This is a genomic window from Microbulbifer weihaiensis, from assembly GCF_048323715.1.
In the GTDB taxonomy this organism is placed as follows: Bacteria; Pseudomonadota; Gammaproteobacteria; order Pseudomonadales; family Cellvibrionaceae; genus Microbulbifer.
The window spans coordinates 20,853-33,785 of the sequence record NZ_JBLWFL010000001.1 but is presented as its reverse complement, the minus strand read 5'-3'; the positions used below and the strand labels follow the sequence as shown (position 1 = coordinate 33,785).

The 12,933-nt window shown below is 60.6% G+C and carries 13 protein-coding genes; 1 reads left to right on the top strand and 12 read right to left on the bottom strand.

Going from position 1 to position 12,933, the window contains the following annotated elements:
* The 9 genes from ACNKU7_RS00180 to ubiE form a co-directional block, all read right to left on the bottom strand.
* Positions 1-708, bottom strand: a complete 708-nt coding sequence (locus ACNKU7_RS00180; RefSeq protein ID WP_418294926.1) for an alpha/beta fold hydrolase — start codon at positions 706-708, stop codon at positions 1-3.
* Between the two features lie 88 nt (positions 709-796).
* Complete coding sequence (gene tatC / locus ACNKU7_RS00175) at positions 797-1,531, bottom strand: twin-arginine translocase subunit TatC (RefSeq protein WP_418294925.1); 735 nt, start codon at positions 1,529-1,531, stop codon at positions 797-799.
* Positions 1,528-2,160 (bottom strand): Sec-independent protein translocase protein TatB, encoded by a 633-nt coding sequence (gene tatB / locus ACNKU7_RS00170; RefSeq protein WP_418294924.1) that lies wholly within the window; start codon positions 2,158-2,160, stop codon positions 1,528-1,530. Before tatB ends, tatC begins: the two co-directional genes overlap by 4 nt.
* 30 nt (positions 2,161-2,190) lie before the next feature.
* Complete coding sequence (gene tatA / locus ACNKU7_RS00165) at positions 2,191-2,439, bottom strand: twin-arginine translocase TatA/TatE family subunit (RefSeq protein ID WP_418294923.1); 249 nt, start codon at positions 2,437-2,439, stop codon at positions 2,191-2,193.
* A 64-nt stretch (positions 2,440-2,503) separates the two neighbouring features.
* Positions 2,504-2,851: a phosphoribosyl-ATP diphosphatase gene (locus tag ACNKU7_RS00160; RefSeq protein WP_418294922.1), complete on the bottom strand. Its 348-nt coding sequence runs from the start codon at positions 2,849-2,851 to the stop codon at positions 2,504-2,506.
* A gap of 9 nt (positions 2,852-2,860) precedes the next feature.
* Positions 2,861-3,259, bottom strand: a complete 399-nt coding sequence (hisI, locus tag ACNKU7_RS00155; protein WP_418294921.1) for a phosphoribosyl-AMP cyclohydrolase — start codon at positions 3,257-3,259, stop codon at positions 2,861-2,863.
* 84 nt (positions 3,260-3,343) lie between these two features.
* Positions 3,344-4,981 carry a ubiquinone biosynthesis regulatory protein kinase UbiB gene (ubiB, locus tag ACNKU7_RS00150; protein WP_418294920.1) on the bottom strand — a complete coding sequence of 546 codons (1,638 nt, stop codon included), beginning with the start codon at positions 4,979-4,981 and terminating at the stop codon, positions 3,344-3,346.
* A gap of 2 nt (positions 4,982-4,983) precedes the next feature.
* Entirely contained in the window at positions 4,984-5,613 is a 630-nt protein-coding gene (locus ACNKU7_RS00145) for a ubiquinone biosynthesis accessory factor UbiJ (protein WP_418294919.1), read from the bottom strand.
* A gap of 181 nt (positions 5,614-5,794) precedes the next feature.
* The gene (gene ubiE, locus ACNKU7_RS00140; protein ID WP_418294918.1) at positions 5,795-6,544 is read right to left on the bottom strand and encodes a bifunctional demethylmenaquinone methyltransferase/2-methoxy-6-polyprenyl-1,4-benzoquinol methylase UbiE; all 750 of its coding nucleotides are present in this window, start codon (positions 6,542-6,544) and stop codon (positions 5,795-5,797) included.
* 122 nt (positions 6,545-6,666) lie between these two features.
* On the opposite strand from ubiE, the gene ACNKU7_RS00135 reads away from it, so the two are divergent.
* A complete protein-coding gene (locus ACNKU7_RS00135; RefSeq protein WP_418294917.1) occupies positions 6,667-7,530 on the top strand; it encodes a CHAD domain-containing protein in 864 nt (287 codons plus the stop codon).
* Here ACNKU7_RS00135 and ACNKU7_RS00130 read toward each other — a convergent pair.
* The 3 genes from ACNKU7_RS00130 to ACNKU7_RS00120 all read right to left on the bottom strand — a co-directional run bounded on the left by ACNKU7_RS00130 (position 7,527) and on the right by ACNKU7_RS00120 (position 12,836).
* Positions 7,527-9,107 carry an alkaline phosphatase gene (locus ACNKU7_RS00130; protein WP_418294916.1) on the bottom strand — a complete coding sequence of 527 codons (1,581 nt, stop codon included), beginning with the start codon at positions 9,105-9,107 and terminating at the stop codon, positions 7,527-7,529. The genes ACNKU7_RS00135 and ACNKU7_RS00130 overlap by 4 nt on opposite strands.
* A 117-nt stretch (positions 9,108-9,224) precedes the next feature.
* Positions 9,225-10,904, bottom strand: coding sequence for a hypothetical protein (locus ACNKU7_RS00125; protein WP_418294915.1), 1,680 nt, complete (start codon positions 10,902-10,904; stop codon positions 9,225-9,227).
* Between the two features lie 84 nt (positions 10,905-10,988).
* On the bottom strand, positions 10,989-12,836 hold the full coding sequence (locus tag ACNKU7_RS00120; RefSeq protein ID WP_418294914.1) for a PhoX family protein: 1,848 nt from the start codon (positions 12,834-12,836) through the stop codon (positions 10,989-10,991).
* Between the last annotated feature and the right edge of the window lie 97 nt (positions 12,837-12,933).

Genomic DNA, 12,933 nt, shown 5'->3' with positions numbered 1-12,933 from the left:
CTACTGACCCTCGCAGGAAAAGTACTCTGCATCGGGCGCCTTGAATTTGCCCGCACGCAGGTAGCGCACCACCTCCTCGATCACCCGTTTGTCTGAGGTCAGCCCATCGTGGGTAACCGGCTTCACGACCCGCGCGCAGACACCCTGTACATAAGTGCTCGGCAGGCCGACGATGCCGTCGTCATCCCCCTCGATGATCGCTGCGAACAGCGGATTCCAGCTGCGCGTGCCGGCGATGACCCCGGCGGGGAAGGGCAGCGGCCCCAGCTGGCTCGGAACCGAATGTTCGTCCACGCCCATCTGCTTGCCCGCGGGGCCGTTGATGTCCTTGATCCAGGGGATACACGATAAAAAGTTTCCCAGTCGACTGCCCCGGTTCGGCGGCCCCAGCATGACCACGCGCCGCACCTGCTGGGCACTCCGCTGCGCAAAATACTGGCGCAGCAGCAGGGCGCCCATGGAGTGGGCGACAAAATGGACTGGCGCTGCGCCCGCTCTTTCGCAGGCCGCCAGGCCGCGGGGCACGGCCATTTCGGCCAGGACCTGAATCGGGTACTGGCGGGACGGGTAATCGATGTTGGCGACATAAAACCCCTGCGCCAGCAACGCCTGCGCAATGGGCTCCATTGAGGTGCGGTCTTTGGTGATGCCGTGCAGGAGAATGACACAGGGAACCTGATCTGGCTCCTCGCTGCGGGCTTCGGACAAAAAACAAAGGAGGAAGATGAACGCGGCAAGCAGCCGGCACGCGTTTGCTTGACGAGCAACGCGCACCGGGCCCTTCAGAAACAGGGAACTATGAGGCAGTCGCGGTGTTATCACGCTTGATCCAGCGCCCGAAAAATATGCCCACTTCAAACAGCAACCACATCGGTACCGCGAGCAGCGTCTGGGAGATAACGTCCGGCGGCGTCAACAGCATACCGACCGCAAAGCAGGCCACGATAACATAGGGGCGCTTCCTGGCCAGATCTTTGGCGCTGACCACACCACTCCAGATAAGCAGTACCGTGGCGATGGGAATTTCAAACGCGAAGCCAAAGGCAAAAAACAGCTTCAGTGCCAGGTCGAGATAGCTGCGGATATCCGGCATTACTTTGATATCCGCATCGGCCGAGCTGATAAAAAAGTCAAAGATAATCGGGAAAACCACAAAGTAGGCAAAGGCCATTCCAGCGTAAAACAGAAATACGCTGGAAACCATCACCGGCGCCAACAGGCGCTTTTCCTTCTTGTACAGCCCCGGGGCAATAAATGCCCAGAACTGGTAAAGCACAAACGGGATGGCGACAAAAAATGCCAGAACGAAGGTGGTCTTGAACGGGGTCAGGAACGGGGAGGTCACTTCTGTGGCAATCATGCCCGCGCCTTCGGTCAGGCGGGCCTGCAGCGGATCGGCAACAAAATCGTAGATTTCATTGGCGAACGGCATCATGCAGGCAAAGATCGCAACCACGGCCAGCAGAATTTTCAGCAGTCGGTTACGCAGCTCGATCAGGTGCTCGATAAACGGTTGTTCTCTATCACTCATGGACGCTTGTCTTCCGCCTGCGAAGATCGGTTGTCGGACTCCTCACCCTCTCCCTGCAGGGGGGTGGGCTCACCTTCTTCGGGGAAGGCATCGTCGTGTGCAAAATGATCCGGGTGGTGCGGGTTGTATTCCGGATCCCCGTAATCGTGCAGGTGCTCCGGGTACTCCGGGTCTTCCTGATCCGAATCCTCTTCGTACTCTTCCGGCAGGTAGTCTTCTGCGCGTCGCTCGTGATGGTCTTCCTCCGGCAGGTAATCGGCGGCGGCGACCCGCTGATCCGCCAGCGCTTCGGCTTCCCGGTCAAACGGCACTTCGGTCTCCAGTGTGCCCTGGCGCTTCACCGCGTCGAGATCCTGCTGGAATTTCTGTTCAGCGGCCTTGAACGAGCGCTCCATTTCTTCCTGGCTTTCGCGCAGTTCTTTGAGGATGCGCTCATTGTGAAGCTCGCGGCGGATTTCGTCGGCGCCCACTTCACGCTCCAGCTCGTCCTTGGCGCTGTTCAGGGTATGTTTTATCTGGTTCCACCAGCGCACGGTCGTACGCACGGCATCGGGCAAACGCTCCGGTCCGATCACGACCAGACCGACGATCCCAACCAGCAGCAGTTCAAAAAAGCCGATATCAAACACGCGTTGTGCTCGCCCTGTGACCCGCTTGGGTTATTTATCCTGAGTGTGCTTGTCTTCCGCGGACGTTTTCTGCTGCGGCTTGACCTGTTCATCCTTGCCCAGCAACTCCGGATCCTTGGCGTCTTCGTCTTCCTTGTTTTTGTCCTCTTCCTTCATGGCTTTCTTGAAGCCCTTGATCGCACCGCCCAAGTCACCACCGAGGTTGCGCAGGCGCTTGGTGCCGAAGATCAGCAGTACGATGACCAGCAGGATGAGTAATTGTTGCCAGCTAATGCCCATGGAATGCTCCTGATAATGCTCTATGTTTTATAGCGCCTCGCCCATGGGGCGGTGCCAATTTAATTCAGCTTTGCGGCCGCGCGGCCTTTTCTTCCAGCCCGGAAAGCCCGAAGCGACGCCCGAGTTCATCCAGTACTTCACGGGAATCGGTGCCCAGATGCGCCAGCATCACCAGCGAGTGAAACCAGAGATCCGCGGTCTCACCGATCAGTGCGCGGTGCGCATCAGAGTCAGCGTCCTGGCCTTCGGCATCCTTGGCGGCAATCACCAGTTCGGTGGCTTCCTCGCCAATCTTTTCCAGGATCTTGTTTAACCCCTTGTGATGCAGGGACGCCACGTAGGAGGACTCCGCATCCCCCTCCTGAATGCGCATCCGCAGTACACGATCCAGTTGTGTCAGCATATTACTCATGTCGAAAGCTTATTGATCCGTTGCGTATATTGTCTGCGGGTCGGTGATCACCGGCTGGTTGATGTGCCATTCACCTTCCTTGAACACCCGATAGAAACAGCTGGTGCGCCCGGTGTGGCATGCGATACCGCCCAGCTGCTCCACCAGCAACACCAGCGTGTCGCCGTCGCAGTCGAGGCGCAGCTCGCGCACCTGCTGCACATGACCGGAAGATTCGCCCTTGCGCCACAGCTTGCCCCGCGAACGCGACCAGTAGACCGCGCGGCCCTCGGTCACGGTAAGGCGCAGCGACTCCCGGTTCATCCACGCCATCATCAAAATGCGCCCGGTCTGGTAGTCCTGCGCGATGGCGGGCACCAGCCCGTCGCTGTTCCAGCTGACCGCTTCAGTGAAATCGGTATCGCTCAAGGGATGCATCCTTACTTCAATGGTTATTGTAGGCTGGCTGCCCGGGTTACCGTCCCGCAACGCCTGTTTGGGGCGGAGCGTCAATCAGGGCCAGAGCAACAGGGCTAGTGCCGTGGCACCCAGTGCCCAGCTCGCCGCCGGAACCTGCGCCAGTAACCCCGGCGAGGCCACCAGGGCAGCGCCCACCGCCAGCAACACCCCGGACACGAGGCGCGCATAGCGGGCGCGTCCGCGGCGCTTGCTGCTCGCCAGCTCATCCCCGAGACGGTGCAATTGGGGTGCCAATTCGCGCCCCTGTTCCAGCGCGGCGAACGCCATCTGCGGCAACTGGGGGAATTTTTCCAGCCATTCCGGGCCGTAGCGCTTGATCTCGCCCACAATGGTGCGCGGATGGATACGCTCGCGCATCCAGCGTTCCAAAAATGGATGGGCAGTCTTCCACAGATCCAGTTGCGGATAAAGCTGTCTGCCCAACCCTTCGATATTCAGCAGGGTCTTCTGCAGCAGCACCAGCTGCGGCTGCACCGCCATGTCGAAGCGGCGCGCGGTCTGGAACAGGCTGATCAGCACCCGCGCAAAGGAAATCTCGCCCAGGGGCTTTTCAAAAATCGGCTCGCATACCGCGCGGATCGCGGCTTCGAACGCATTGATCGGGGTATCCGCCCGCACCCAGCCGCTCTGCACATGCAGCTCCGCCACCATGCGGTAATCGCGGCGGAACATCGCCAGCAGGTTGCGCGCCAGGTAGTACTGATCCTCGCGGGTCAGGCTGCCGACAATCGCCGTGTCGATGGCGATGTACTGCGGCCGCTGTGGTTGCTGGCGGGAAACAAAAATATTGCCCGGGTGCATGTCCGCGTGGAAGAAATTGTGCTCGAACACCTGCTTGAAGAAGATCTCCACCCCGCGCTCGGCCAGCAGCTCCATGTTGGTGTTCTGCGCGCGCAGCTGCTGGAGATCGGTGACCGGGATGCCGTCGATGCGCTCCAGCACCATCACATTCTCGCGGGTGTAGTCCCAGTAGACTTCCGGGATATACAGCAGCGGCGAATTGGCAAAATTGCGTTTCAGCTGCGATGCATTCGCCGCCTCGCGCACCAGATCCAGCTCGCCTTCGATGGTGTGGCGGTAGTCCTCCACCACCTCCACCGGCCGCAGGCGCCGGCCGTCGGGCAGGTAGTGCTCGATCCAGCGGGCGATGTAGCCCAGCAGGTGCAGATCCTGCGCGATCACCTTGTCGATACCGGGGCGCAATACCTTCACCACCACCGATGCGCCGGGTTCGCCATCGGTGCCAAACAGGCGCGCTGCGTGCACCTGGGCCACAGACGCGGACGCCAGCGGCTCGCGATCGAACTCGGCAAACAATTCGTCCACCGGCGCGCCGAGGGCGGCTTCGATGCGCGCAATACACTGATCCGCTGGGTAGGGCGGTACCTTGTCCTGCAGCTTGTTCAGCTCCAGCACAATATCCGGCGGCAGCAGATCCGGGCGTGTCGACAGCAGCTGGCCGAACTTCACATAGATGGGTCCCAGCGCCTCCAGCGCCGAGCGCAGGCGCTCGCCACGGCTCATGGATCTGGCCTTGCGGCTCTGCGGCAGCAATCGCGCCGGCGCCCACAGGGCACGCAGCCACAGGGGCTGGTGTTCCGCTGGCACAAGCTCGTTCAGGCGGTAACGCAGGAATACCCGCGCGATGGTCAGGGTTCTCGCTATCGGCACGGTCAGTTGGCTCCCCGGCGGTCCAGCTTCGCACGCAGCAGGGCAATCCGCGCCTCCAGGCGATCCACCCCCTGGGTGAATGCGGCCACGTCATCGGCAAAAGCTTCAAACTGGGCCTGCGGCGGGGTCACCCGCCACTCTTCGCTCACCGCCTCTGCCGCCGCGCCCGGTGCCTTGCCCAGCGCCTCGCGCAGCCAGCCGGCGGCCGTGCGCAGACCGCGCCCGATCTGGTGCGCCGGCACATCCCCCAGCGCCTGCGCCAGGGGCTCTTCCCAGTCCACGTCCAGATCCCGCAGGATGGACTGCAATTCGGCGAGAAACGCGCTGGAACCGCGCACCGCCACCCCCAGCTTGGCCGGCGTGGCATCGCGGTTTTTCAGCAGTTGCAGGAACGCCAGGGCCGAGCCCTGCAGCTCCGTGGTCACCTCGCCATTCCAGCGGCTGTGTACCTCGATGCCGTCGTCTTCGATCAGCAGGAACAGGGTCATTTTTGGCGCGGTGAGGTCTACCGCCAGCACCTTGCCCGCCAGTTTCTGCAGGCGCGCAAGGGTGCCCGGATCGTACCGGAGGGCGGTATTGATGGCGGTTTCCAGGGTGGCGTCGAAGCCGGCGCGGAAAGTGGGATCGGTCATTATTTTACGAGTTTGTCAGTGCGCTGAGCGCAGATGCGAAAGCCCGGCTGGCGGGAACCCCTCGCGAGGCCTTCGAAAACAGGGATGTTTTCGAAGTGCGCCCATGGATGGGTTCACGGCGTGTTTCGCGAGGTGTTGCCGCCAGTCGGGCTGCCACGGAATCTCATTCCTTGATCAGTGATCAGGGTTTGATGCCCTTGTGCAGCGCCACGATGCCGCCTGTCATATTGTGGAATTCACAGTCCACAAAGCCGGCATCGCCCATCATGTCTTTCAGGGTCTCCTGATCCGGGTGCATCCGGATACTCTCGGCGAGATAGCGGTAACTGTCGGCATCGTCGGCCACCAGCTTGCCCATAAACGGTAGCAGGCGGAAAGAGTAATGGTCGTAGACCTTTTCCAGCAGTTTCGACTGCGGCTTGGAGAACTCCAGTACCAGCAGGCGACCGCCTGGCTTCAGCACCCGCAGCATAGAGCGCAGCGCCAGATCCTTATCGGTGACATTGCGCAGGCCGAAGGCGATGGTGATGCAATCGAAGGTATTGTCGGGGAAGGGCAGGTACTGGGCATCCGCCTGCACCGTCTCTACATTGCCCGCAATACCGCGATCCAGCAGGCGATCACGCCCCACCTTCAGCATCGACTCATTGATATCCGCCAGTACCACCTTGCCGGTGGGGCCCACAATGCGGGAAAAGCGCGCAGTCAGATCCCCGGTGCCACCGGCAATGTCGAGGATCGTCTGCCCCGGCCGCGCCGCCGACAGCTCAATGGTGAAACGCTTCCACAGGCGGTGAATACCACCGGACATAAGGTCATTCATCACATCGTAGCGGGCCGCCACCGAGTGAAAAACATCCGCCACGCGACCGGCCTTTTCTTCGACCGGTACCTGCTGGTAGCCGAAATGGGTCGTCTTGCGTTCCGTCATCTTGTGCCTGCTGTGCGAAATTCAGGGAGCTATTGTACATGCGGTAGCGCCTCTGGGCACTCGCCCACGAAGCAGTCACTAAACTTTGGGCAATATCTGGATCTGGATATTCGGGAACATACATGACTTATAGGTTTCGCCGAAACAAGCCACTACAAGCTGCACTAAAGCGCATAGCTAGCGAACAGGTATCTTTAGCACTGCGCTGCGCGTCGCAGCTCCAGCCCGGCGAGGCCACCCACCAGATCCGTAAACACTGCAAAAAAATGCGCGCACTGGCGCGCCTGATCCGAACTGGCAACCCGGCCTGTGAGCAGATCTACCTGCTTGAGAATGCCCACTACCGGAAAATCGCTGATGTGCTTTCCGATAGCCGCGACGCGGTATCCCTGTACGACGCTCTGACCAGGCAACTGGGGGCGGAACGCTTTCCCGTTACCGCCGCACTATTGAACGCCTGTATCGACACCAGCAACACGGCACAGGCCCTGGAACAGGCCCGGCAACTGCTGCTGCAGGGCAAGGGGCGCATCGAGCTCTGGAATCTGGGGCCGCTGACGAAAAAGGACTTGCTGAATGGGTATGCCCAAAGCTACCGGCGCGCCTACAAGGCAGCACAGGCGGCATTGGCCGGGGACGACGAGGAGCGCTTCCACGCATTGCGCAAGCGCGTGAAAGACCAGTGGTATCACAGCCGCCTGCTGAAAAAACTGAAGCCGCGGAGAATCGGTGGCCGCTGCAAAAGTCTTAACAGGCTCGCCAGTGACCTGGGCGACTGGCGTGACTTGCGGCGCCTGCGCACGTTTCTCGTTTTGACGGACGAGGGCCTGGACGGCGAACTGATTCCGTTACTGGATCAGGCGGACTTGCGCCTCCAACAACTGCGCGAAAATATCGAGCGCGAGTGCGCATACCTGTTTGCCCGTAAAAAATGGCACCATCAGCGCAACCATCGAATCCCCGCGCCCAGCAAAAAGAATATTTAACGTTTTTCCAGCAAACCGGCGGCGTGCGCCATCACGTGAAAAATAAAACTCTGCTCATTGGTGCCGCTCAGTAAGTGTGCGCCGGGACCGCGCGCCCAGATGCCAACGTCTTCACCGCCGTGGGTTTCACTCGGTGCCGGTACCAGCGCCTCCTGGTGAAAGCCGGGCGCCCGGGTGTCCACCTTGGCCAGGTCCACGCGCCCCGCGTGGATCGGTAATTCTTCCCGCCCATCTGCATCGGTTTCCCCGCCGCGATGGGCGTAGCCCGCGCCGTTGGCGTAGCCCACGGTGGTGTAGGGTTTGCCATCACCAGCCAATTGCGGGGTTTTCATGGGTTCGCCGAGCTCGTCGTTGCCCACGACCTTGCCGAGAATCGGGTTGCCGCGGGTGGGGTAGCCGGCAATGGTGAAGGTGTGGCTGTGATCCGCGGTGACAATAATGAGGGTATCGCGCGGATCCGTGTTTTCCATGGCCACCTGTACTGCTTTGGCAAATTCCACTGCGTCGTGCAGTGCGTTATAGGCATTGCCCGCGTGGTGCCCGTGATCGATGCGCCCGCCTTCCACCATCAGGAAATATCCAGAATCACTTTTCCCCAGCAGCTCCAGGCCCTTGGCGGTCATTTCGCTCAAGGAAGGCTCGCCGGCCTCGTCGTTCTTGCGGTCGGATTCGTAGCGCATGTGGGAAGGCTGGAACAGGCCCAACAGCTTGTCGGTGGACTTGGTATCAAACTTGTCGAATCCGGCCTGGTTCTCGATGTATACCGCGTTTTTGTCATAGCGCTGCTGCCACTCCTGCACCAGGTTGCGACCATCAGTACGCTTGCCTGATACGCCCTCGAGGTCGGTCATTTCCGCGGGCAGGAAGCCGCGGCGGCCGCCGCCCATGATCACGTCGATACCATCGCCAACCGGCATTTCCACCAGCTGCGCGGCGATATCGCGACACCCCTCCGGTGCCTGGTATTCCCAGCCGCGTTCCGGCAACTTGGCGTAGGTAGTGGCGGGGGTGGCGTGGGTGATACGCGCAGTCGAGATGATGCCTGTGCGCTTGCCCTGGGATTCAGCCAGCTCCAGTGCGCTGGTGAGGCCGTGTTTAAGGCTCGCCGGGCAATCGCCGCGAGCCACGGTTTCATCCACACTGATAAACCCAGCTTTGGTTTTCACCCCGGTAACCATTGCAGTGGCGGTGCCGGCGGAGTCCGGTGTCTGCTGGTTGGTGTTATAGGTTTTGATCAAGCCGGCGAAGGGCATTTTTTCGAAGCTGAGCTGGTATTCCTCACCCGCAAGCCCGTGTTGCTGGCCGGCGAGAATCCGCGCGGCGGTGACGGTGGAGATACCCATGCCATCACCCACGAAAAGAATAATGTTCCTGGCGGCACCACGCTCGTTATTGATTTCGCGCCCCATGGCTTGCTGTAACGCGCTCTGGCCTTCGGCATACCAGTGGCTGCCCTGCTGGCGGGAGGGCAGCGCCTCGGCATAGCCGTGCGAAGCGGACAGCAGCACTGCCAGCGAGAGCGCGGTAGTAGAGAGGACCTTGGTTGCGAGGGCCGCGGTGATTGCTTTCCGGATCATTCTGTAACTCCCGAACAAGTACTGGCACGTAGTGGCGCAGATTAGATCGGAGAGATATTACAGAGCCGTGACCGCTCCCGCGAGTTTTCCACGGCCAATTCGGAAATTGCCCGGCGCTCAGAAGTAAGAAGACACTCTCTCTACCCCGGTTTCCTGGCCTTCGGCCACTTCCCGCAACAGGTTTTCCCTGGGCGTGATCACCGCATCACGGCCCTCGCGGTAGCTCTGCTCTTCGACGATTGCGCGGTAGGCCTTGTTCAGATCCAGTGCGCGACGGGGTGAAGGCATGATCAGCGTGTTGATGTCTGCGGCAAGTTTATCGAGCATCGCCGTTCGCAGGGTGCGGTCCATGTTGAAGAAGCGCTCGCGCACCTCATCGTTGGAGCGGTACTCGTCGGCATTGCCCACCTGGCGCAGGTAATACGCATATTCTCCTTCGCCATCAGTTCGCCGCGGCTCCGGTATGCCTGCCAGGGGTTTCTGGATCCAGTGATACCAGCCGCGCTGGAAACTGTCGCTGGCGTCCAGCTTGCGGGTCATGGCAAAACTGCCGTCGATATTGGCTCCGATCGCGCCGTGGCAGCCGCTGCAGGTAGCCAGCTCTTCATAGGATTGCGGACGCAGCTCGCCGTGGGCATCCTCGATAAACCCGCTGTAGCGCCAGCCGCGGCGATTGCTGACACCGAGTTCGATATCGCCGATTACTGGCTCGAGGCGGTCGGGAAAATCGCGGGCGTCTTTGAGTTCATCTGCGGAGAGTTCGCGGTGCTGGAAGTAGGTCACCCAGCGCATCTTGCGCGCGTAGCGCAATTCCTTCATGCGCGCGGCCATCGCCACCTCGCCATCTCCGTTGATGTCGAGGTAACGCACACTGTGCAGGAATTCCGTATCCAGCGGGTAAGAGCCGGCGGAAAGAGGCGCCTCTGCGCGCTGCTGCGCCAGTCGCGCCTCTCCGACGTACGACATAAAGCGCTGTTCTCGCGGCGCCCAGTCGTAGGTCACCTGGGTGGCCGTGGCGAGTTCGCCGTCTTTATCCAGATCCACGTTAAAAGCGGTTTCATCCACCGCTTCAATGGCAACGTCGCGGCGTTTGATCAGCGCCTCGACGATGGCCAGGTTCACGCGATACACCGTTGCATCGTAGCGCCCCTGTTCACTGTTGCGATACATGGCCGGCAGCCGGATCAGCACATCGTCAGTGGAACCGTTGGTCGGAAAAAATGTGCCCGGGAAAGGCGTGTACGCGAGGGCCCGCCAGCCGGTCAAGCGGCCACTACTGTCGCGGTCGAATCCGTGCTGATCGAAGTTGAAACCCACATCCGGCACATAGCCGTCCCAGCGGCCATTGCGGTTGCCATCCCAATGGGCGGGCAGGTCGTCGGTCAGCTTTTCCGCCAGCGGCACCCGGCCATTTTCCGCGCGGTAGTTGTCCCTGCGCACGTACTCCAGAATTTCGCTGTCGCTGACCGCCGCCAGATAACCGGACCGGTTTTTGAACAGGTTGTGCCAGCGGTTGGTGCGCGCGGGTTCGGCGAAATCGTAACGCAATTGCAGGTCGGGATCGTTGGTGAAGTTCGGGGCCTGGCCATTGGTATGGCACACGTAGCAGGGATTACTCGCCGCAGCATCGCGGTTTTCCGTTTTCGTATAGCACTGGGGTGGAGTCACGGCTGCGGGGTTGGACAGGTAGAGGCGGCCGAGATTTTCCGGTTCCGCGGACGGGTTAATTTCATTGCCAAGCAGGTGCCCGGAAAAAACAGTGATCGCCGCAGCGGCTAGCGGAAGATATACACGCATGGATCTGACTCGAGTTCACTAACAGGGAGAGCCCCGGCCGAAAGCGGCCGAGGCTTTGTGCAAGGCTTTACTGCAGGTAATGACCTACTCGTCGCTGACATCCATCGCCGGGAAGGGGCCCACGTAACCGGTGTAGGCGCGGTGCTCTAGGGAACCGGGGGCGAGCTTGTCACCATCGGATTCACCGTAGGGGTGCTGGATCACGCTCATCAGGTAGCCGAAGCCGTTGATGTTCGGGTACCAGTAGGGCGAGGTGGTCTCGGAGCCGTAGGGTGTGGTCTGTATCCGGGTCATGCCCGCGGTGTAATCCGCCGCATCCACTTCGTCCAGGTTGAGGGACCAGATCACGTCGTTCTGGTGGCCGGAACCGGTGTCTTCACCAATGATCAGGGTGTTGTAGCCGGTAATGAAGGTGACGTTGTCCGGGCTGGCGATGGCATCCGCGTCGCACGTGTAGCTGGCGAAGGGGCTGTCTTCCGGATATTCCGCAGGAATGCCGCCGATCAGCCCGCTCATGTTGATGGCAACGTAATCGGAACCGATGTCGCTGTCCGCGGCTACATCCAGCTGGTAGACCGCGCCGCAGGAATTCTTCTCGGCGATCTGGATATGGCCGACACCGTCGGTCATACCTTTACCCACTTCGCTCATGGCCACATAGAGCTTGCTGCCCGCAGGGTCGAAGGTCACCCCTTCTTCCTTGCGGAATTCAGTGGAAGCACCCATAAACGCGGCATAGCGGCGGGTCTCAAGGCGGGAGGCGGCAGTTTCCATGCCCGGCTTCAGGCTCAGGCACTCGGTATTGCCGTTGGTGGCGGCTTCGACACAGCCTTCGGTATCCACTGCGAAGATATCGTTAAAGGTGAGAGCCGGAACGCCGTCGGCGCCGTGTACCGCAACATCGATCTCGTCATTGCTGGCATGACCCAGGGAGATCCATTCGAGATCCGCACTACCCAGGCCTTCGGCGGAAGTCTGGTTCCACTTGGCGGCATACAGGGTGCCGGCACTCAGGTCGCCCGCGGTATCCGCGATAAACATGTAGAAGCCGACGTTGGTGCCGTCGTCCGTCATGTATACGGTTTTGGAGTCCGGCATCACGTAGGACAGCTCGAAGGCCAGGCGGCCCATGGCGTAGTGCTTGACCAGGTCGGTGGTCGGCGCAGCGTCGCCTTCGGCAGCCACGTTGATTTCGATATTCCAGCCGTAGAAATAAGGGTTCCACTGGCTCGGGTCGGCGTAGTAATCCAGCATACCCGCGGAGTAGCCATCTTCTGCAGCTTCGGCGCTGGTCGGCAGCGCGCGGGCATCCGGCTCATATTCTTCTGACGCCAGGTGTGCATTCCACGGGGTGACAGAAGCGGCACAGTGTACCCAACCGCCGTCCACGCCGGACTGGTCGATTTGCCACAGGTCTTTGGTGGAGAGCTCACCAGTTTCCGCGTTTTGATCCAGCTCCATCAGGAACATGGCACCCGGGCGGGTTTCCATTTGCGATACGGAAAACAGGCGATCGCCGATGGGCAGCAGCGAGGTGTGCTCATTGGCATCGGTCACTTTGAGCATGCCGTCTTCGTCGTACAGGGGCTGACCAGCGGCATCTACCAGCTGGCCAAAAACTACATTGCCGTTTACCGAGTCACCGGAGCGCAGCAGGGTGTGGAAGCCGATGGCATATTCTTCACCGTCCACGGTGACCGTGGGCGAGGCGAGAATCTGGCGCTTTTCACTGTCACTACTCGGCGCTGCTACACCGGTGAAGCTCAAGGTGCGCGCTGGCGTTTCGCCGGTGTTGTCATCGGGATTGGGCGCGGGCGTAACGACCGGAACCTCAGCGGGATCATTATCGTCGCTGCAGCCGGGAATGAGCGCGAGTGCCGCCAGAGCCACACCCAACTTGAGTGCCAGTGGCGTTTTTGGAAAAGGAATCATTGATTGCCCCCGAAAATCAAAATTATTTTGGATCGGGGGATTTAATCGAGCGCCCGTGACAGGGAAATTACACGACAGTGAGCTTGTATGACGTGTT

Excerpts from the sequence above, each read along its gene's own strand:
- tatC (WP_418294925.1), bottom strand. The coding sequence starts at position 1,531 with ATGAGTGATAGAGAACAACCGTTTATCGAGCACCTGATCGAGCTGCGT.
- tatA (WP_418294923.1), bottom strand. The coding sequence starts at position 2,439 with ATGGGCATTAGCTGGCAACAATTACTCATCCTGCTGGTCATCGTACTG.
- ACNKU7_RS00160 (WP_418294922.1), bottom strand. The coding sequence starts at position 2,851 with ATGAGTAATATGCTGACACAACTGGATCGTGTACTGCGGATGCGCATT.
- ACNKU7_RS00145 (WP_418294919.1), bottom strand. The coding sequence starts at position 5,613 with ATGACCGATCCCACTTTCCGCGCCGGCTTCGACGCCACCCTGGAAACC.
- ubiE (WP_418294918.1), bottom strand. The coding sequence starts at position 6,544 with ATGACGGAACGCAAGACGACCCATTTCGGCTACCAGCAGGTACCGGTC.
- ACNKU7_RS00135 (WP_418294917.1), top strand. The coding sequence starts at position 6,667 with ATGACTTATAGGTTTCGCCGAAACAAGCCACTACAAGCTGCACTAAAG.
- ACNKU7_RS00130 (WP_418294916.1), bottom strand. The coding sequence starts at position 9,107 with ATGATCCGGAAAGCAATCACCGCGGCCCTCGCAACCAAGGTCCTCTCT.
- ACNKU7_RS00125 (WP_418294915.1), bottom strand. The coding sequence starts at position 10,904 with ATGCGTGTATATCTTCCGCTAGCCGCTGCGGCGATCACTGTTTTTTCC.
- ACNKU7_RS00120 (WP_418294914.1), bottom strand. The coding sequence starts at position 12,836 with ATGATTCCTTTTCCAAAAACGCCACTGGCACTCAAGTTGGGTGTGGCT.